The 18970-nt window shown below is 51.2% G+C and carries 18 protein-coding genes; 9 read left to right on the top strand and 9 right to left on the bottom strand.

The features are described 5' to 3' along the window. Positions 1 to 27: 27 nt before the first annotated feature. A complete protein-coding gene (gene hflX / locus ACYVI1_RS27945) occupies positions 28 to 1308 on the bottom strand; it encodes a GTPase HflX (protein ID WP_460914606.1) in 1281 nt (426 codons plus the stop codon). A 137-nt stretch (positions 1309 to 1445) separates the two neighbouring features. Then, positions 1446 to 2831, bottom strand: coding sequence for an MATE family efflux transporter (locus ACYVI1_RS27950; RefSeq protein ID WP_460914608.1), 1386 nt, complete (start codon positions 2829 to 2831; stop codon positions 1446 to 1448). Positions 2832 to 2846: 15 nt separating this feature from the next. Between ACYVI1_RS27950 and ACYVI1_RS27955 the strand changes: the two genes are divergently transcribed. Both ACYVI1_RS27955 and ACYVI1_RS27960 read left to right on the top strand, forming a co-directional pair. Further along, complete coding sequence (locus ACYVI1_RS27955) at positions 2847 to 3065, top strand: hypothetical protein (protein ID WP_460914612.1); 219 nt, start codon at positions 2847 to 2849, stop codon at positions 3063 to 3065. 125 nt (positions 3066 to 3190) lie between these two features. Next, a complete protein-coding gene (locus ACYVI1_RS27960; RefSeq protein WP_460914614.1) occupies positions 3191 to 3985 on the top strand; it encodes a Nif3-like dinuclear metal center hexameric protein in 795 nt (264 codons plus the stop codon). Positions 3986 to 4008: 23 nt separating this feature from the next. Here the strand turns inward: ACYVI1_RS27960 and ACYVI1_RS27965 are convergent, their stop codons facing one another. Beyond that, positions 4009 to 4824, bottom strand: a complete 816-nt coding sequence (locus ACYVI1_RS27965) for an aldo/keto reductase (protein WP_460914616.1) — start codon at positions 4822 to 4824, stop codon at positions 4009 to 4011. 142 nt (positions 4825 to 4966) lie between these two features. Between ACYVI1_RS27965 and ACYVI1_RS27970 the strand changes: the two genes are divergently transcribed. The 3 genes from ACYVI1_RS27970 (at position 4967) to ACYVI1_RS27980 (ending at position 8905) form a co-directional block, all read left to right on the top strand. Next, entirely contained in the window at positions 4967 to 6457 is a 1491-nt protein-coding gene (locus ACYVI1_RS27970; protein ID WP_460914618.1) for a capsule assembly Wzi family protein, read from the top strand. 195 nt (positions 6458 to 6652) lie between these two features. Next, positions 6653 to 8224: a DUF4394 domain-containing protein gene (locus ACYVI1_RS27975; RefSeq protein WP_460914620.1), complete on the top strand. Its 1572-nt coding sequence runs from the start codon at positions 6653 to 6655 to the stop codon at positions 8222 to 8224. A 114-nt stretch (positions 8225 to 8338) separates the two neighbouring features. Continuing rightward, the gene (locus tag ACYVI1_RS27980) at positions 8339 to 8905 is read left to right on the top strand and encodes a Uma2 family endonuclease (RefSeq protein WP_460914622.1); all 567 of its coding nucleotides are present in this window, start codon (positions 8339 to 8341) and stop codon (positions 8903 to 8905) included. A 5-nt stretch (positions 8906 to 8910) separates the two neighbouring features. On the opposite strand, the gene ACYVI1_RS27985 is transcribed toward ACYVI1_RS27980, so the two are convergent. The 4 genes from ACYVI1_RS27985 to ACYVI1_RS28000 form a co-directional block, all read right to left on the bottom strand. Beyond that, complete coding sequence (locus tag ACYVI1_RS27985; protein WP_460914624.1) at positions 8911 to 9336, bottom strand: putative toxin-antitoxin system toxin component, PIN family; 426 nt, start codon at positions 9334 to 9336, stop codon at positions 8911 to 8913. Between the two features lie 82 nt (positions 9337 to 9418). Then, entirely contained in the window at positions 9419 to 9634 is a 216-nt protein-coding gene (locus tag ACYVI1_RS27990; RefSeq protein WP_460914626.1) for a hypothetical protein, read from the bottom strand. Between the two features lie 118 nt (positions 9635 to 9752). After that, positions 9753 to 12629, bottom strand: a complete 2877-nt coding sequence (gene carB / locus ACYVI1_RS27995; protein WP_460914628.1) for a carbamoyl-phosphate synthase large subunit — start codon at positions 12627 to 12629, stop codon at positions 9753 to 9755. 155 nt (positions 12630 to 12784) lie between these two features. Beyond that, positions 12785 to 14545: a hypothetical protein gene (locus tag ACYVI1_RS28000; protein WP_460914630.1), complete on the bottom strand. Its 1761-nt coding sequence runs from the start codon at positions 14543 to 14545 to the stop codon at positions 12785 to 12787. Between the two features lie 113 nt (positions 14546 to 14658). Here ACYVI1_RS28000 and ACYVI1_RS28005 point away from each other — a divergent pair, with 113 nt between their 5' ends. After that, positions 14659 to 16092: a hypothetical protein gene (locus tag ACYVI1_RS28005; RefSeq protein WP_460914632.1), complete on the top strand. Its 1434-nt coding sequence runs from the start codon at positions 14659 to 14661 to the stop codon at positions 16090 to 16092. Between the two features lie 94 nt (positions 16093 to 16186). Next, positions 16187 to 16639: a ferritin-like domain-containing protein gene (locus ACYVI1_RS28010; RefSeq protein WP_460914634.1), complete on the top strand. Its 453-nt coding sequence runs from the start codon at positions 16187 to 16189 to the stop codon at positions 16637 to 16639. A gap of 54 nt (positions 16640 to 16693) precedes the next feature. Here the strand turns inward: ACYVI1_RS28010 and ACYVI1_RS28015 are convergent, their stop codons facing one another. Together ACYVI1_RS28015 and arfB are read right to left on the bottom strand one after the other, a co-directional pair. Continuing rightward, complete coding sequence (locus ACYVI1_RS28015; RefSeq protein WP_460914635.1) at positions 16694 to 17560, bottom strand: aldo/keto reductase; 867 nt, start codon at positions 17558 to 17560, stop codon at positions 16694 to 16696. 12 nt (positions 17561 to 17572) lie between these two features. Continuing rightward, positions 17573 to 17974, bottom strand: a complete 402-nt coding sequence (gene arfB, locus ACYVI1_RS28020; protein ID WP_460914637.1) for an alternative ribosome rescue aminoacyl-tRNA hydrolase ArfB — start codon at positions 17972 to 17974, stop codon at positions 17573 to 17575. 177 nt (positions 17975 to 18151) lie between these two features. Between arfB and ACYVI1_RS28025 the strand changes: the two genes are divergently transcribed. Next, positions 18152 to 18493: a hypothetical protein gene (locus ACYVI1_RS28025; RefSeq protein ID WP_460914638.1), complete on the top strand. Its 342-nt coding sequence runs from the start codon at positions 18152 to 18154 to the stop codon at positions 18491 to 18493. Between the two features lie 80 nt (positions 18494 to 18573). Further along, positions 18574 to 18918 (top strand): hypothetical protein, encoded by a 345-nt coding sequence (locus tag ACYVI1_RS28030; RefSeq protein ID WP_460914639.1) that lies wholly within the window; start codon positions 18574 to 18576, stop codon positions 18916 to 18918. The last annotated feature ends 52 nt before the right edge of the window (positions 18919 to 18970 follow it).

Consider the following 18970-nt stretch of genomic DNA (forward strand, 5'->3'; position numbering starts at 1 on the left):
AGGCTGCACAAAATTGCCAAAAATCTGTCAGCCTGCCAAACCGTCGCCGTATTCGGCTGATTCCGAAAGGGGTACGTGTACCCAGTTGGGATAGATCTGGTAGTGCTTCTCTTTCACTAAGGTGTAGAGTAGCTCCCGCAATTCGCCCACGTTCTCGCCCGTTTCGGCAGCGATAAAGGCCACATAATCGGCTTTTTGGGCCAGATATGTTTTCTTCAGGTACTCCAGTGCGGTTTGTCTGCGCTCGGCTACCGGAACGACCACTTCTCCGGGCGAATCAACCAATTCGTCTTCTTCATCAAGTGGGTGCAGGCCTTCAATCCATTCCTGTTTTGGAACAAAGCGGTCCATTTTGTTGAAAACCAGCACCATTGGCTTATCAGCGGCTTTAATGTCGGCCAGCGTTGCGTTGACGACCTCGATCTGCTCCTCAAAATTCGGGTGCGACACATCCACTACATGCACCAGAATATCAGCCTCACGCACCTCATCGAGCGTTGATTTAAACGACTCAATCAGGGTGGTCGGCAGTTTTCGGATAAACCCGACGGTGTCGGTCAGCAGAAACGGCAGATTCCCAAGCGTCACTTTCCGCACCGTCGAGTCGACGGTGGCAAACAGTTTGTTTTCGGCAAACACATCGGTTTTTGCCATCGTCCGCATCAGTGTCGATTTGCCTACGTTGGTATAACCCACCAGCGCCACCCGCACTAAGCGGTCGCGTTCTTTCCGCCGGGTCACGCTCTGTTTGTCAATCTTACCGAGCTTTTCTTTCAGAAAGGCAATCCGGTCTTTCACAATCCGTCGGTCGGTTTCCAACTCGGTCTCACCCGGACCACGCATCCCCGTGCCGCCTTTCTGACGGCTAAGGTGCGTCCACATGCGGGTCAGGCGCGGGTACAGGTACTGGTATTGTGCCAGTTCGACCTGCACGCGGGACTGCGCCGTTTGCGCCCGCATCGCAAAAATATTCAGAATGAGCAGGCTGCGGTCCAGCACTTTTACCTCCGTAAATTCGGCCTCAAGATTCCGCACCTGAGCAGGGGTCAGGTCATCATCGAAAATGATGGTATCAACGGGATTATCCAGTATAAACGTTTGAATTTCTTCCAGTTTACCTTTGCCCACAAACGTGCGGGTATCGGGCCGTTCGAGTTTCTGCGTAAACGCTTTCACGGTTTTGACGCCCGATGTCTCGGCCAGGAACGCCAATTCATCTAAATAGTCTTTCGTCTGGTCGGCCGTTTGCTTTTGCGTAATCAGCGCGACCAGTACGGCGGTTTCGGGTTGTTTAAGATTGTCGATCATGTAATCAAATTGGTGTTTAAATGCAGTGTCGGACGTTGGCCTTGCCGCCCTCAAATCCGACACTGCGTAACTAATAATAACGACCCCCGTGGAGTAAAAGTTTCGGCAGAAAACCAGCCCGAACGAGTTGATTAGCCTTATACCTGAACCGTTTTCCACCGCCCCATCCGGAACACCCAGATGGCAAGAACGGCCAGTAAGGTTTCGCTGATGGCAACCGACCAGAACACGCCCAGAGGCCCCCAGTTCAGCAGATTGGCTAATGTATAAGCCAGCGGAATTTCAACTAACCAGAAGCACACAATGTTAATAATTGTTGGGGTTCGGGTGTCGCCCGCGCCATTGAGCGCCTGGCTCAGTACCATGCCATACGCCATGAACAAATAGCCCAGGCAGAACACGCGCAGACACTCAACGGCAATGGCCACGATGCGGGCATTATCATCAAAAAGGCCCACAATCGGAGCTGCACCCAGAAAGAACCCAGCGCCAACAGCCGCCAGAAAGAGCATGTTGCAGAAAGCAGCCCGCCAGGCCGAAGTTTCGGCCCGTTCGGGTTGACCGGCTCCCAGATTTTGGCCCACTAAGGTAGCGGCTGCGTTTGCCAGGCCCCACGAAGGCAGAATGGTGAACACGATAATCCGGATGGCAATCGTGTAACCAGCCACCACATCGCTGCCGAAGACCGACAGAATCCGCATCAGGAAAATCCAGCTCGCCGACGCCACCAGAAACTGACTGGTGCCGCCAATGGCAATACCCAGCAAATTTCGGATGATGTCGGTGTCCGGCGTCAGATCACCCTGTTGCACCTGTACGGCACCGCTTGGGCGCGTCAGGGCGTAAAGCTGATACAAGACGCCAATGCTTCTGCCGATTGTCGTGGCAACGGCTGATCCCAGAACACCCAGTTCGGGGCAAGGCCCCAGGCCGAAAATAAACGCCGGGCATAATACAATGTTGACCCCGTTGGCTAACCACAGCGACCGCATCGCTATCGACGCATCGCCCGCACCGCGCAGGCAGCCGCTTAGCGTATAGAGCAGAATGATGGCCGGTGAACTGGCGAAAATCATGCGGGTAAAATTGGCTCCGTTGGTAATCAGGTGGCCGTCGGCGCCCATTAGCCGCAAAATATCGTCGGCAAACAGAAAGCCCGGCACACCCAGAAGTACGGCAATGGTGATGGAGACAAGGATTACCTGCCCAATGGCCTTACTGGCTGCCCGCGGGTTTTCTTCACCAATTCGGCGTGACACGAGCGCGGTGGCGGCTGTGCTGAGGCCAATGGCAACCGAATACACCAGTGTCAGGACAGATTCCGTCAGGCCCACCGTAGCGATGGCTTCGGTCCCGATTTTGGCCACAAAAAACACATCGACAACGGCAAACAGTGATTCCATCACCATTTCCAGAATCATTGGTACTGACAGCAGAAAAATGGCCCGGTTGATACTACCCGACGTAAAATTGGTTTCTGAACCGCGTAATGCGGCTACGAATAACCGAACGAATTTGGTCATTGGAACAAGAAGACGATGCCGCAGCCAGGTGGCTACAAACAGCGAGTGAATGATGGAACAAATGAGAATGGCTGCCTCATGGCCGACCTATCGGCGGATGGCAGAAATCAGGGGAAGAACGTAAAACCCACTCAGGGTTTTTTAGCGAGGAACTTCATGGGCATTGACCAACCGCCAGCGCGGTCGCAGTTAAGGCTGCAAACCTACGATTTTCTTTGTCAACGCGCCAACTAATTTTGAGTGAACGGTCACTTGTTTACAAAAAACCGCTGTCGATTTGGCCGGGATTCCTGCGGGCTCTATACGCAGGAATCCCGGCCTGACCAAAACTATACTATTGGTCAGGTAGTTGGATAAGCATGGACGAGCCACGCCTTTTTCTGAATGATATCAATGATTTCCTCCAGCAGGAATTTGCCGTTCACCGCTACCCAGCCACTGAACAGGGCGGCATTTATTATCCGTCCGAACGGCCTGTCAAGCGCATTGGTCTGCTGTTGGAGCCATTTTCTACCCTGCCCGGCTGGGTGAATGAGACGTATGTAGATGCCCTCTGGATACACCGTCCCTGGCAGCTTAATCTGGACGGGCTTCCGCCAGATCTGGGTATTGTCTCGCACCATCTTCCCTTCGACGAAACACTGACAATGGGCTTTAATACCCGGTTGGCGGAGCAGTTAGGAGCCGTTGGTTTGCTGGAGCCATTAGGCTACAAACAAGCCCTTGGTGAATTCGTCAAAGAACTGCCGAAACGACCCATTGGCATGATTTTCGACGGTATTGAGCAGGAATTTGACCATCTCCTTACTCAAATCAACACTGTGTTTGGTGGCTACGACCGGGCCGAAGTCGGAAACAGTCAGGCCGGATGGCGGGCCAACAGTTGCCGAATCGCGGTGGTGGGTGCCATGACCGATGAGTTGGTTCGGGAAGCCGCCGGGCGAGGTGCCCATTTATACCTGACGGGCGCTTATCGAAAACCCGGCCAACCGGCGATTGATGAAACGGGAATGGCCTTTATTGCCGTTGGCCACCGGCGCAGTGAGGAATGGGGATTGCGGGCCTTAGCGACGTTGCTGCCTGAACGCTGGCCGGAATTAATTGCGGTAACACCGGAATCAGACCCAAAACTGTTGAGCGAAACGGTGCGCTGACAGGTGATCGGGTCCGGCAATAATCACGACAACATTCGGGGGTCGTCGGCAATGCGGGTGTTGTCGTAGAAGGTGTCCATGAAAGCCATATCATCGTCGGTAATGGTGAAATCCCACACATCGAAATTTTCCTGAATGCGCTCGCGACGTACTGATTTTGGAATCGTAACGACCCCATGCTGCAACGACCACCTCACCAGAACCTGATAGGTTGTTTTGCCATATTTTTCGGCCAGTTCAACCAGTTTAGGGTCATTTTCTTTCTCACCCCGCACCAGCGGAGCATACCCCTGGGGCTGAATGGTGTGCTGATGACAATAATCGAGGACGTTGGGCAGGTAGCAGTAGGGGCTAAACTCAATCTGATTGACGGCGGGTGTAATCCGGGCTTGGGTCAGCAGTTCATCCAGATGAATTGGATAATGATTGGAAACACCAATGGCGCGGGCACGACCGTCGGCATAAATTTTTTCCAGTGCCCGCCAGGTTTCGTGCCGGTATTCTTTCACCGGCCAGTGGACGAGGTATAAATCGACAACATCCAGCCGCAGCCGTTCCAGACTACGGTTGAAGGCCCGCAGCGTTCGGGTGTAGCCTTGATCGTCGTTCCAGACTTTCGTCGTAATAAATATATCGCTCCGGGGAATGCCGCTATCCCGGATGGCGTCGGCCACTTCGCGTTCATTTCCGTAGGCGGCTGCGGTATCGATCAGGCGGCAACCGGCTTCGAGTGCCCATTCAATGGCCTGCTGTATTTCATGGTTATGGCGTGGCGCATAAACACCAAGTCCCAGCAAAGGCATTTCAACTCCATTGTTGAGTGTAATTGTTTCATTCATATGATTTTTCCAGACGCTTGAAATAGAATACAAAAACAAGGCAAGTTGTTTTCAGTTATGCACCTTTTCGTTCGTTTATTAAACTCAATTGGTAATTATGCCGTATGTTTAACCAAAGAAAAGCCCGGTCAACCGACACCCTATGCGAATACGCTACCTACTCGGAAGTCTCATTTGGTTGAGTACACTGCCGGCCTGGGCGCAACCGGCTGCACCTGTTCGCTACTCGGTAGAACTGGGTGGTTTGGGGGCATCCGGGGGTCAAAATCCATTTTGGCTGCGAACCAATCAATACAACACGGTTCCCGTGCAAGGCTCGGCCGGCACGCTTCGGGCGGGTATATGGCGCGACTATAAACCCCGATCCGATTCGGCTAAAAAGCGAACGTCGCGCTTCGACTGGGGTTTTGGCCTGTATGCCGTTGCCAATGTCGGGCCTGCTTCAACGCCCAATAATCCGGCAGTGCTGCTGCCCGATGCCTACGTGAAGGTCAGGTTTGGCCGCTTTGAGTTATATGGCGGTAATCGGCGCGATGTAGCCGGGCTGGGCGATACCGTCCTGACGTCAGGCTTTGTGGCCTGGTCGGGGAACGCCATGCCCTTTCCGAAAATCTACCTGCATACGCCCGACTTCGTACCGGTGGGATTCACCAAAGGCGTTTTCGCGTTTCGGGTTGGCTATGCACACGCCTGGTTTGCAAATACCTATATACAAGGGAGTTACCTGCATCAGAAGTACTTGTATGGCCGCCTTGGGAAACCCACCTGGCGGGTTCGGTTCTATGGCGGGCTGAACCATCAGGTGCAATGGGGCGGGCGGGCCGATTATCTGATTGGTAATCCGTTAGCCGTAAATGGTAGTATGCCCACCGCCTTCCAGGATTACCTGTCACTGGTAACGGGGCGTTACCCCGATGCGCTGGAAAACGACCGGTTTACGGAGTTCGACGGGACCAATCGCGTGGGCAATCATGTGGGTAGCTACGATGCCGCCCTGGAATGGAACGGCTCCCGAACGAACTGGCTGCTCTACCATCAGCATATGTACGACGATGCGTCGGGGCTGGCGTTGCAGAATGTGCCCGATGGCCTGACGGGTCTGCGTTTGCTGAACCACTCGACCCGCAAGGCCGGTTTTCGGTTTCAGCGGGTCGTGCTTGAATGGTTGAGCACCACCAATCAGAGCGGCCCGACGTTCGACCCAACAGCCCGGTATCAGGGGGCTGATAATTATTTCAACAACAGCCAGTACATTCAGGGATGGTCGTATCGGGGCCGGACTTTGGGCACGCCGTTTATCATCCCCCGTTCAGATTTCAACCCGACGGTTAACAATGATTTTGGGGGGTCGGGCTTTTTCCCGAATAACCGGGTTGTGGCGTATTATCTTGGGACAATGAGCGAGTTCCGGCGCGGGCCTACGCTAACGACACGGCTGTCCTATAGCCGCAATTTTGGCACGTACAGACACCCTTACCCGCAGGTTTTTTATCAACTGTCAGGCTTTCTATCGGCCCAATGGAGGATAACCAGGCAGGCAGGAACGGTGTTGACAACCTCCCTGGCTTTTGACCGGGGCGATTTGCTGCCCGAGACAGTGGGCGGCTTTCTGAGTATAAAAAAGACCTGGTAAGACCTGTTCGACAGGGTTACAGGATTTTCACTACTTTACTGATGTTACATGCGGCAAATCCTGCTTAGAAAAATCGACTTTTCCACTCCAGTTACGAAGGGCTGCGCCGGTAAATATATTTTTAATTAAATTTCACCTTTCCTGAATCCATTTACTCCATTCCGGCGTATAGGAATTGGCCTTAAATTCAATGCTATGACTACTCTTTATCGAAACAAACTCCGCATCTTCGTCGGCCTGCTGACGATTGGTTCACTGCTTACCCTCAACTCCTGTCAGGATCACCGGCTGGCACCCGATTCCAACACTTTACCTGATCGAACAATATATGCGCTGAACGATGCCAATCAGCTACTGCGCCTGAACATCCGCAGTTCCAATTCGCCCCTGGCGACAACGACCATTACGGGCACAGCGCAGGACGAACGCATGTTGTCGATTGATTTCCGGCCCGCTACCGGCCAACTCTACGGGATTAGTAATCAAAACCGGGTGTTTGTCATCAATCCCATGACAGCGGCTGCCCGGGCATTAACCGCCGGTCAATTCACACCAGGTATTGCCAGCAGTGTTGTTGGCATGGATTTCAACCCAACCGTCGACCGCATTCGTCTTGTTGGGTCTAACGGGCAGGATTTGCGGCTTAACCCCGAAACGGGTATGGTTGCTGCCACCGATGGGTCGATTAATGGGGTGATGGGCGCCACAATCAGTGAAGTTGCCTATACCAATAACCGGGCAGGGCAAACAACCACAACTCTCTACGACATTGACCCCGCAACGGACCGGCTGTATATCCAGAATCCACCCAACAACGGCACGTTAACCAGCGTTGGTCCGCTGGGTTTAGATATTACCGGAGCCTCCGGGTTTGATATTGCGTCTGATGATAACACGCAGGGATTAGTTGCCGTGACGTTCAACGGGGCATCGGAATTGCAGCAAATTAACCTGACAACAGGCCGGTTGCAAAAATTAGGTAACCTGCCCGGTACCATTATTGGCCTGGCTATTCCTACCGAGCCGGTTGCCTATGCCATCGACGGCGCAAATAACCTGCTGGTTTTCAACCCGGACAACCCGATCCCAATTGCGAAAACAATCACGGGTCTGCAGCCTGGCGAAACACTGCAGGGTGTTGATTTCCGGCCAGCAAACGGTCAATTGTATGCACTGGGAAGCTCCAGCCGACTGTACACCATCACGGTTGCGGCATCAGGCACCTGGACTGCGGCTCCGGTTGGCAGCGCGGGGGCGTTTACCCTGTCGGGAAGCGATTTTGGTTTCGACTTTAACCCAACTGTCGACCGTATCCGCGTCGTCAGCAATACTGGGCAAAACCTTCGACTGAATCCGAACGACGGAACATTAGCAGCCACCGATGGCATGCTGAACTACGCTCCGGGAATAGTAGGCACGCCAAAGGTATCGGGAGCTGCTTATACAAACAACTTCGCGGGGGCAGCTACGACAACCTTATACGACCTCGACGTCCGTTCGGGCAGCGCTGCACTGCTTCAGCAGAACCCGCCCAACAACGGAACATTGGTTAAGCTTATAACTGGAGATGGCTTGCTGGGCATAGAGATTGAAGCGGCTAATGGATTCGACATTGGCGGTATGACCAACCGGGCTTATGCACTTCTGCGAGTGGGTGGTGTCACTAAAGTGTATATCATTAATCTGGACACGGGCTTTGCGGCTAATGGTTCCATGCTACCAGGCAACCCAACCGTTCGCGGACTTGCCATTGGCTTAGGTTTTTAATACAGTGTTTGAGGGAGTAGCCGCCCGCCTTGTCTGAGACAAGGCGGGCGGCTCTGTTTAAGGGTAAATTTGCCGAAATCTGGTTATATTTGGTAAATCTGTCGTCAATCAGCTATGCTTGCAGCACCAGCACAACCGCAAACACTACCCATTCATCTGCAAACCGTCGATGAGTTTGAGCAGTGGGAACGTCAGTACGCCACCGAAGGCAGCTATGAGTTTGTTCGAGGGCGAATTATACGTAAACCGTCTATGAAGCAGGACGAAATTTTTATTGCCAGTTTTCTAACCCGATTGTTCATCAAAACATTGTCGTTTCAACAGGGCGACGAATTAATGCCAGAGATGGATTCTTATGTGGACGGTGTCCGGAAGCGCGTGCCTGATTTAACATACTTTACAGCTTCACAAAAAGAGGCTATTCGTCGTGGAGAGCGTGTAAATACGGCTTTCGCTATTGAAATTTTGTCCGATTCTGAATCACACCAGGATGTACTGGATAAACTTCAGGATTATTTCGACGGGGGCGCACAGTTGGTTTGGTACATCGTTCCAAAGCGTCAGAAAATTTACGCCTATACCTCCCCTGACGAATTAAAAGCCTACAAAGGGCAGGACGTAGTCTCAGCCGCGCCCGTTGTGCCGGACATGCAGTTTACAGTATCGGAGCTGTTTGCGTAAAGTAGTTAAACCATGTATCGGTCAAAAAAAGTCTTGGGACTAATTATTTTGGTGTTACTGACATTCTCTAAATCTAACAGGTCTCGGTCACCCGTAATCAGGAAATTTGCTTCAATAAATAGGGCCACTTGCAAGACATTGTTATCGTCAGGATCGCGGGAATCAGTGGGAAGGTCGTTAGTGGGCGAGACGATTTGTGCGTCTGCCCTTACCTGTAAAAGAATATCTTCCTGCAAAGATAAAGGCAATTTGAATTTTGCTCCCCTTAGGATTCCAGTTAATTCCTCAAGCATCCATTCTGAGGTGTAAAGGCTGTATCGTTCGGCGCAATACTGATACACTTCACCAGGGAATTTCTTGAAGATAAAGGCTGAAATAAGAACATTTGTATCGAATAGTATTTTAGTAGACGGCAATAAATTAGTAGACATATTTTTTTGATTTATTGAAGCAAAATTACGCCTTTGTGCGCCTACTTAGCCAAATCAAAAAAGTTATAAAAGTGTTGAACCGTTACGAAACCTCTTTATAAATATCATCTTCATTTACAAAGCCAGCAGCTTCTGCATAAGGTTGTATTTCAGCCCGAATCCGATCCATTCGTTGCTGACGTAGATACGTATCAACGGCTTTTTTAATAATATCAACTTCACTGGTCTGCAATGACTCAGATATCTGCTTCAGTTCGAGTGCCAGTTTATCATCCAACTCAACAGCTACAACAGTCATAGCTTCTACAATTCTAAGGGTACAGTGTAAATATCTATCTTATAAACCCAAATTACAATAAAACAGTTGTGCCACACTCGTTTAGGCGTGGCACAACTGTTTTACGTATGAACTGTACCTACCGGCTCAAATACAGATTCCGCTCCGAATAGATAGTCTGGAAAAAATCGTCCGTCAGGTCGTCGATGAAATAAATGCCCTCGCCGGTCGACTTCATTTCGGGACCGAGTTCTTTGTTTACGTTCGGGAATTTGTTGAACGAGAACACCGGAATCTTGATGGCGTACCCCTTTTTGACTGGTTTAAAGTCGAAATCCTTCACCTTCTTGTCGCCCAGCATCACCTTTGTGGCGTAATTGACATACGGCTCCTGATACGCTTTGCAGATAAAGGGCACCGTGCGGCTGGCACGGGGATTGGCCTCGATAATGTACACCAACTCGTCTTTAATGGCGAACTGAATATTAATCAGCCCGACGGTTTTGAGCGCAATGGCAATCTTACGGGTATGCTCCTCGATTTGACGGATCACGTTCTCGCTCAAATCAAAGGTGGGCAGCACCGCATAGGAATCGCCGGAGTGAATGCCCGCCGGTTCGATGTGTTCCATGATGCCAATGATGTACACGTCCTCACCATCGCAGATGGCATCGGCTTCGGCTTCGATGGCGTTTTCGAGGAAGTGGTCGAGCAGGATGTTATTGTCGGGAATATCCTGCAAAATCTTCATCACATGCTGCTCCAGTTCGTTCTCATTGATAACGATTTTCATGCTCTGCCCGCCCAGTACGTAACTTGGCCGCACCAGCAGTGGAAAACCCAACTCCCGCGACAGGTCGATGGCGGCTTCCGACTCGCGCACCGTGCCGAATTTCGGATAGGGAATGTTCAGGGTTTTCAGCATCTCCGAAAAATGGCCCCGGTCTTCGGCTAAGTCGAGGGCTTCCCAGCTTGTACCGATAATCCTGATGCCGTAGCGGGTCAGTTTCTCGGCCATTTTCAGGGCCGTTTGCCCGCCCAACTGCACAATAACGCCTTCGGGCTGTTCGTGCATGATGATGGCGTGAACGTGCTCCCAGAAAACCGGCTCGAAGTACAGCTTGTCGGCAATGTCGGGGTCGGTCGAAACGGTTTCCGGATTGCAGTTAATCATGATGGTCTCATAGCCTGCTTCCTTTGCGGCCAGAATGCCATGCACGCAGGAATAATCGAACTCGATGCCCTGTCCAATGCGGTTCGGCCCCGAACCAAGAACCACTATTTTCTTACGATTGCTCCGAATCGACTCATTGCCGGGCAGGTCAGACACCGGTTCGGCGTGGTCGGTCATGATGGGCACCTGGTTGTTAAAAGTCGAGTAATAATAGGGCGTTTTGGCTTCAAACTCAGCCGCGCAGGTGTCCACGCACTTATACACCCGGCGGATGTTGTGGGCCTGCCGGTACTGATACACCTTACTCTCCTTCACCTGCAGCAAATGCGCTAACTGACGGTCGGCATAGCCTTTTTGCTTGGCCGTTCGGAGCAGTTCGGGCGGTATATCGTCCAGGTCGTACTGCTGAATTTCGCGCTCCAGTTCGATTAGTTCCTCAATCTGGTGCAGAAACCAGGGGTCAATTCGGGTCAGTTGCTGAATGGTGCGGAACGACATGCCCGCCTTAAACGCATCGTAGATATGGAACAGACGGTTCCAGCTTGGATGTTGCAGGCTGTGGGTGAGCGCATTGCGGTCGGTAAGTTCGTGCCCGTCGGCACCCAGCCCGTTCCGCCGGATTTCGAGCGACTGACAGGCTTTTTGGAGGGCCTCCTGAAAATTCCGCCCAATGCCCATGGCTTCACCCACCGACTTCATTTGCAGGCCAAGCGACCGGTCGGCGCCGGGAAACTTATCGAAGTTCCAGCGCGGCACTTTCACAATCACATAGTCGATGGCGGGTTCAAAAAACGCCGACGTGGTTCCCGTAATTGGGTTGATTAACTCATCGAGGTTATAGCCAACGGCCATTTTGGCGGCAATCTTGGCAATGGGATAGCCCGTTGCTTTGGAGGCTAAGGCCGACGACCGGCTCACGCGCGGGTTAACCTCGATGACGATGATATCGTCGGTTTGCGGATTGACCGAGAACTGAATGTTGCATCCCCCGGCGAACTGCCCGATGCCACTCATGACCCGGATGGCTAAGTCGCGCATCTGCTGATAGAGGGTATCGGGAAGGGTCATGGCGGGCGCAACCGTTATGCTGTCGCCGGTATGAACGCCCATCGGGTCGAAGTTCTCGATGGAGCAGATGATCACGAAATTGCCGTTGTTATCGCGCAGCAGTTCCAGTTCGTATTCTTTCCAGCCCATCACGCTCTGCTCCACCAGCACCTCATGCACCGGCGACGCGTGCAGGCCGTGCGTGAGGGCTTTTTCGAACTCGTCGGGCGTGTTCACAAAGCCTCCCCCCGTTCCGCCGAGCGTAAACGAGGGCCGGATAACAAGCGGAAACCCAATTTCCTGGGCTATTTCCTTACCTTCCAGAAACGAGCGGGCGGTGCGGCCTTTGCATACGCCAGCCCCTAACTGGATCATCAACAAGCGAAATTTCTCCCGGTCTTCGGTGGTTTCAATGGCCTTAATATCGACACCGATAATCTGGATATCGTATTTTTTCCAGATACCCGCCTTGTCGCAGTCGATGGCTAAGTTCAGCGCTGTTTGGCCGCCCATTGTGGGCAGCACCGCGTCGATGGGTTTACCCATTTCCTGGTGTTTTTTCAGGATGTCGACGATGGATTTCTTCTCCAGCGGCAGCAGATACACATAATCGGCATTGATGGGGTCGGTCATGATCGTGGCCGGGTTGGAATTGATCAACGCGACCTCAATGCCTTCCTCACGAATGGAGCGGGCGGCCTGCGAACCGGCATAATCAAACTCACACGCCTGACCGATCACGATGGGACCAGAGCCGATAATAAGAACCGAGCGAATGTTGGTATTTTTAGGCATTTTCCAGCAGGAGAATAAACCGCACGGGCGGCTTCGGATGAATAGTGGTCTGAGCGCAGTACCTGACAGCTACCGGCTATTCAGTGTGGTCAAAAATCCTGCAAAATTAGGGGTTTATGGGGAATGGAGAAGCGAAGACCCGGAAAAAGTTGCGCTTACTTTCGGCTATGCCTGCGAAAAGCTGAAATGAACTGATAAATGCCGTAGCCAGCGATGATACGCCCCAGAAAGTCCACTAAACTCGACCAGCCTGTTAACTTAACCTTAAGGAAATCAATCTTGTGCGTTGGGTCCAGAAAGGTAAAATAGGCGCCAGCCAGGTTCCAGTCGATGCCCGTATTGAGGAACAATCGCCCGCCCGCCCAGAGGAACAATACGTAAACGGGCAATGGAGCAACCAATATAAAGGCCAAAGCACGACCCCAGCTTTCGCCGTGGAGATTGGACCAGCGATTAAGTTTTAACGTAAGCAGATCCCAGAAAGTAGTGTTAAAATAAGGCTCTGGAATCTGCTTACGTCGTTCACCCAGTCGGCGAAGTTTAAGTACTTCTTCCTGATAGCTGGCGGTTTTTGCCTGAAAGTACGTAGCCCAATAGATATCGCCCTGGCCCTCGAAAATTTTCCTGATCTGGTTATAAAAAAACACGTTCTGCTCCTGCCATTGCAACGTACCTTCCTCTACCTCGTAGATAACAACATTCTTCTCTGGCACTGTCCCGCCCGAAATAAAGGATTCCATGAGTTTAGCGTTGTTAAACTCAAACCGAAATTCCGTCAAATCGCACTCAGTAAATTCGGTTTTGCCGAGAGAAGACCGGGCAATGCGAAACGTAGCGACCGGCACATTTGATTGTTTTTCCCTGGTTTCATCAGGCACTTCTTCTACAAAAGGACTTGCTAAGTTTTTTACCCGTAGGAAAAACAAATTGCCCAAAACAGTAAATTCTTCCATCAGGCAGGCATACATCGCGCACTCAACGAATGAAATCACTGACTCTTTAGGGAGTGTTAGATGCCGTAAATCAAGTAAGTTTATAGCTGATTTGGCAATGTAGCACTCTATTTTGCAACCCGGCTCAATTTTCAACTCAGTTAGCCGGCAATTGCTCAGGCGAAATTGGGCAATAGTAGCTTTCATGAGATGGAAACTGCTATACAGATTATCGCCTGTGAAATTGCCTATCTCACTATTGATAATGTCAAATTCGCCGGTATTAATTTGATTCCTGACAGCAAAACCCTCTACTGTACTTTGCTCAATAGAGAATTTACCTATTGTGCTTTTATTAATGGAAATTTTGCCCGTTTTACTCTGATTAATTACGAATTTGCCTGTTACACTTTGCTGCCTGATGGTGAAATAATCTGTTGTGCTCTCTCTAACGGAGAAGAAGCCCGTTTTACTTTGATCAATTAAAAAATAGCCTGTGGTGCTTTGCCAAATAAAGAAACGGGCCGTTTCCGTTTGTCTAATGGAGAAGTTGCCTATTATACTGCGCTCAATAAAGAAATCTCCGGTTATACTTTCCCTCACTAAAAAAGACACTGAATTAGGCGCGTTGGCCCCGTCTACTAATGCACAATTTTTTATGATTACGTCAGGAAGCAAACTACGCCGTAGCACCAGAGTCGGGACGCCCCCCCGTATGTTTTCAACCGTAATAGATGTACCCTTTCCGGCTCCTATCTCCGTTTCATTAATGCACGTGTATAATTTTGTTTGTGTATCTGCTTCCTCACCCGTCTGGATATCCGTATATCGCTGCTGCAGGGCTAACCCCGTCAAACGTTCCACCCCTTTACTACGCATCTCCTCTTTGCGTTCCTTAAACTCCTCCTCCGTAGCCGAAACGGCAAAAACGAAATCCTCAGGGGAGAGCTGGTTTCGGTATGTTTGTGGGGATTCAGCCGGCATGATCAGTGACTTTGCTGACTAAACTACACATTTGCCTTGAAATTTTCGTACTTTTTGGTTTGTTAAGCCTATGTCTTTATTTTTGACTGATCTGTGCGTTATACTCTGCGTTTATGACTCGTCCGTATCTACTGATTCTGTGCGTCCTGATTAGCTGTTTGGCCGTTACCTGCGTTCGGGATTTTCCGTCCACAGCTCCCTACACGCCACCCGTTCACCCCAATCCACCGGGCGGAGGGCTGCCCCCGCAGGAATCACCCTCCTCGCAAAAACGACTGTTCCTGGCTACCAACAAACTGCGCGTCGGCATTGACCTGAACATGGGCGGAGCCATCACGTATTTAGCCGAAGCGGGCAGCAGCGAAAACATGGTCAACAACCCGGACTTGGGCCGCCAAATCCAGACAGCCATTTATGCCGGTCCGTATCCCTACAGCCAGGGGGGTAAACAGCCCGTTCCAGAGTGGATAAATCTGGGTTGGAACCCCGTGCAGGCAGGTGATTTTTTCCTGAATCCAGCCCGTATCGTGAGTTACCAGCAAACGGATAACCTGCTGTATGTGAAAACGATCCCGCTTATCTGGCCGCTCAACAACGAAGTTGCCGAATGCACATTTGAGCACTGGATTACCGCCCAGGCCAATACAGTGCATGTGCGGTGCCGGGTGGTGGTGGATCGTCGCTCCGACACCACACAGTATGAAGCCCGGACCCAGGAATCGCCCTGCATTTATTTGAATGGCCCTTATGACCACATGTTTCTGTATACGGGCATGAAACCTTTTACGAATGATGCGGTTTCGGAATTTTCGGAGCGGGAAGTCATTAACCGCTATGGCACTGAGCATTGGGCCGCCCTGTTGAACGATAAGGGACGGGGCGTGGGCTTGTTTAAACCCCGCGAAGTGCGGTTTCGAACGGGTGGGTTTGGGATTCCGCACGTAGGTGGTGAATTCGACGTGTCGGCGGGTTATATCAACAGCGAAGATTTTTTAGTGGTCGATCACAACGGTACGTATGAATTTGAATACACGCTCATTGTGGGGTCACTTACTGACATCCGGCAGTATGTGTACAGCCAGCCCCGGCCTCCGGCAGGCCCCGATTTTAAATTTGTGAATGACCGCCAGGGCTGGCATTTTACCAACACCCGCGATAATGGCTGGCCCATTCGGAACGAATTATACGTTCGCTGGTACCGGGCTGATGATAAAAAACGCGAATTCAGGATTATGAGCCCGCTGTCGTTCTGGTATGCGGCTAATGTCCCTAAAGTACGGTTTCAGGCCGCTTTTCAAACCAAAGGAACGGTGGCCCGGTTTGTCTGGCGAAAACCCGAAGATATCGACTTTCTGGAAATTCCGGGTCGCTATGTCGATTTCCCCATAATTGGGGATGGGCAATTTAGAACCTACGAAATCAATACAAGCCAGCTTCCAGGCTGGGATAATGTAATCTCTCAGATTTCCCTCACCAGTCCCGAAAGTCAGTACGGTTTTGAAAAAGGATCGACCGTGCGGATACAAAGTGTAACTACGGGCAACTAACCGAAAAATCTAAAACAGGCGTTCTTTAGAACGAAACATTTCAGCGCACATACTGTTGTCTTTTCAGAACACGAACTATCAAAAGACAACGGTTATGATTAAGAACGAAGAAATTGTTGACGATCTCAATGAACTGGTCAAAATCAATAATGACCGCATTCAGGGCTACGAAGATGCAATTGAAGACACCGAAGATGCCCAGTTGAAGGATATTTTCCGGCATAATGTCGTGCAAAGCCAGAACTTCCGCAGCCAGCTTGCCGACCATATCGTCCGAATTGATGGAAAGGCGGTTACCGATGCAACCTCTACCGATATTAGCAGTAAACTACACCGTGCCTGGATCGATATTAAGTCGGCCATTACGGGAAAAGATCGCGAGGCTATTCTGGGATCGGTTGAATTTGGCGATAGCGCGGCTGTTGAGGCATATCAGGATGCGATTGATAAAGATCACATTCCAGCCCACATTAAAGAGGACCTCAAAAAGCAACTAACTGAACTACAAGGCGCTTTAGACAGGGTAAAAGGCCTTCAGGCTGCCTAAGTCACAGAACGGATACAAAAAAAGCCTGCTTCTCAGCAGGCTTTTTTTGTATCCTCAGTCTGGCAGGGGCATATCCCGAAAATCGTCACCAGTGAGTTTAATGGTTGCCGCCTGAACGTTCTCGTCCAGATGCCTCACCGACGAGGTCCCGGCAATGGGCAGCATCACCGGCGATGCCGCCAGCAGCCACGCCAGAGCAACCTGGTAATCAGTAGCGCCGTGTCGTTCAGCTACTTTTTTAATGGCGGTTTCGGCGGTTACGTTACCGGCGTTGAGTGGATACCAGGGAATGAAGGCGATGTTGTTCTGCTCGCAGTAGCGTAGGACATCGTTCCACTTTTGCTGGCCGAAATTGTACATGTTCTGCACCGACACAACCTCAAAATAGGTTTTGGCTTCTTCGATTTCCTCGATACTTACCTCCGACAGGCCAATGTGCCGGATTTTACCCTGTTGCTGTGCTTCCTGCAAAAAGCCGAGAAACTCTTCCGACGGCACTTTGCTATCAAAACGATGCAGTTGATACAAGTCAATCCGCTCAACGTTCAGTCGCTTCAGGCTGCCATTCAGCGCTTCTTCGAGGTGTTTGCGGCTGCCATCGACCGGCCATTGGTTAGGACCCGTGCGAAGCAGACCGCCTTTGGTGGCAATCACAACCCCATCGGGATAGGGATGCAGGGCTTCGGCAATCAGCTCTTCTGAAACGTGCGGGCCGTAACTATCGGCGGTGTCGATAAAATTAATGCCCAGTTCGAGCGTGCGTTTCAGGACCCGAATGCATTCGTCGTGGTCTTTGGGTGGCCCCCAGATGCCATTGCCGGTCAGGCGCATGGCGCCATACCCCATTCGGTTAACGGTCAGGTCACCGCCGATTGTGATTGTTCCTGCGGCAAGCGCAGGCTGCTGGTCAATTCCTTGCATGATTGGTTTACGTTAATAGTCTACTTTTTTTCGATTCGCCTTCACGTTACTTTTCTGCTTTTTACCGGCAATACGCTCCTCCACCGATGCCTTCGAGGGTTTTGTGACTTTGCGGGGTTTGGGCATCGCAAAAGCTTTTTCAATAAGCCGGTAAAATTTTCTGGTCACCTTCTCCTTATTGGCCAATTGGGTCCGTTCAGTCTGGTGGGTCAGCACCAATTCGCCGTTGGTGGTCAGTTTATTGGCCAGTTTCTCTTCCACAATAGCCCGTTCCTCGTCCGTCAGCAGCAACGATTGGCGAACGTTGAACCGCAATTCGGCTTTGGTAGCAACTTTGTTCACGTTCTGCCCACCTGCTCCTCCGCTGCGGGCAAACTGATACTGCAGGTCGGCTTGTAAACGAATAGGGTCCATTAAGTAGTAAACCGGCGAGTTATATGGATTGGTTTCTCTTTTGTCGGGTTTTCTCTGGTTATGGACTAAACAAACCGTCATTGGGCTGGGTTATCCGGTTATCCGCTAATCACAGGCGGGTAACCGGATAACCGACGAAACATAACCTTTTTTGGCCTGTTGTTAATTCAGAAAAATATGCCTTCTCATGCTTTAGATCAGCGGCTTTTTGAGCGCACAAATAGCCTTACCGACGACAATGGCTCTGTTTTGGCCTCCTCCTCCGATGGAGTTGAACTTATTGACGGCTGGCTGCGAGTCATTGCGGGGAACACGAGCACCCAACCCATCGAAGAGAAACTGAACGAACTTCGGAAGCAGTTAACCCTTGATCAGCCCGATGCGGACCTCATTGAAGGTCTGCTTTTAGACCTTGCCGACAATACCGCGCTGTTGGCTCAGGGGTCGAACGTACAGGAGCAAACCGCGGGTAAGCTCGATACTATAGCGTTTTCGCTGCGAACATTGGCAGGGTTATGAAAAAGCCTTGATAGCCCTATAAGCTGCGTTGAAAACTACGCAAAACGTAATGACACTAAACCTGACAACGTTTTAATCGAATGGGATCGAATAGTTTAGAAGAGGGAATGCTGAATGATACCCTCAGTGCCTTTCGGAGTAACGACCTGGCCGCTGTTTCGCCGGTGCAGGGAGTCATGCTTATCGACGGGTGGTTGCAGGCATTGCAGGGCGATTCGAATCTTGACCAGTTGCAGGGCCAGCTTAACGAACTTCGCACGGCGTTACAGGCAGCCCAACCCGACGGTCAGTACATCCGGGATTTGTTGGTCAGCCTGGCCGATAAAACTCAGGAAGTAGCTGAAGGTCCTGACTCCGAAGGCACCTGGACGGGCGGCCTGGAGAGCCTGTCAAAAATTCTTCGAAACCTCGGCAGTAATTCATAATACTATGTTCCCTCACCCTATGGGAGAGGGGCCGGGGGTGAGGGAACACAAA

It is taken from the genome of Spirosoma areae (genome assembly GCF_054781775.1).